Source organism: Streptococcus sp. HMSC067H01 (assembly GCF_001814775.1).
Lineage (GTDB): Bacteria > Bacillota > Bacilli > Lactobacillales > Streptococcaceae > Streptococcus.
The window spans coordinates 1-747 of the sequence record NZ_KV817783.1 but is presented as its reverse complement, the minus strand read 5'-3'; the positions used below and the strand labels follow the sequence as shown (position 1 = coordinate 747).

The following is a 747-nucleotide window of genomic DNA, read 5'->3' as shown; positions in this document are numbered from 1 at the left end:
GAGGGTCAGCGGTTCGATCCCGTTAACTCCCATAGGTCCCGTAGTGTAGCGGTTATCACGTCGCCCTGTCACGGCGAAGATCGCGGGTTCGATTCCCGTCGGGACCGTTTAAGATAACGAAAGTTATTTTAGACTCGTTAGCTCAGTTGGTAGAGCAATTGACTTTTAATCAATGGGTCACTGGTTCGAGCCCAGTACGGGTCATCATTGCGGGTTTGGCGGAATTGGCAGACGCACCAGATTTAGGATCTGGCGCTTAACGGCGTGGGGGTTCAAGTCCCTTAACCCGCATAATAGAAATAAGCCGGCTTAGCTCAGTTGGTAGAGCATCTGATTTGTAATCAGAGGGTCGCGTGTTCAAGTCATGTAGCCGGCATTTTTAAATATAACCAAGAGGTCGATGCGAACGTAGTTCAGTGGTAGAACACCACCTTGCCAAGGTGGGGGTCGCGGGTTCGAATCCCGTCGTTCGCTTAGAGAGGCCGGGGTGGCGGAACTGGCAGACGCACAGGACTTAAAATCCTGCGATTGGTAACGATCGTACCGGTTCGATCCCGGTCCTCGGCATATATTAATGAGCACCCTTAGCTCAACTGGATAGAGTACCTGACTACGAATCAGGCGGTTAGAGGTTCGACTCCTCTAGGGTGCATTTTTTCTATTTAACTCGGGAAGTAGCTCAGCTTGGTAGAGTACTTGGTTTGGGACCAAGGTGTCGCAGGTTCGAATCCTGTCTTCCCGATTGAT

Annotated in this window: 8 tRNA genes; all 8 read left to right on the top strand. The window is 51.0% G+C overall.

Annotated features, from left to right (window positions below):
* The first annotated feature begins 34 nt into the window (after positions 1–34).
* The 8 genes from HMPREF2987_RS03620 to HMPREF2987_RS03585 all read left to right on the top strand — a co-directional run bounded on the left by HMPREF2987_RS03620 (position 35) and on the right by HMPREF2987_RS03585 (position 742).
* Positions 35–107: transfer RNA gene (locus HMPREF2987_RS03620), tRNA-Asp, on the top strand.
* Positions 108–131: 24 nt separating this feature from the next.
* Positions 132–204, top strand: a tRNA-Lys gene (locus HMPREF2987_RS03615).
* A 5-nt stretch (positions 205–209) separates the two neighbouring features.
* Positions 210–291: transfer RNA gene (locus HMPREF2987_RS03610), tRNA-Leu, on the top strand.
* Between the two features lie 12 nt (positions 292–303).
* Positions 304–376 (top strand) — tRNA-Thr (locus tag HMPREF2987_RS03605).
* A gap of 26 nt (positions 377–402) precedes the next feature.
* Positions 403–474, top strand: a tRNA-Gly gene (locus HMPREF2987_RS03600).
* Positions 475–481: 7 nt separating this feature from the next.
* Positions 482–567, top strand: a tRNA-Leu gene (locus tag HMPREF2987_RS03595).
* A gap of 11 nt (positions 568–578) precedes the next feature.
* A tRNA-Arg gene (locus HMPREF2987_RS03590) sits at positions 579–652 on the top strand.
* A 16-nt stretch (positions 653–668) separates the two neighbouring features.
* Positions 669–742: transfer RNA gene (locus HMPREF2987_RS03585), tRNA-Pro, on the top strand.
* Positions 743–747: the final 5 nt, after the last annotated feature.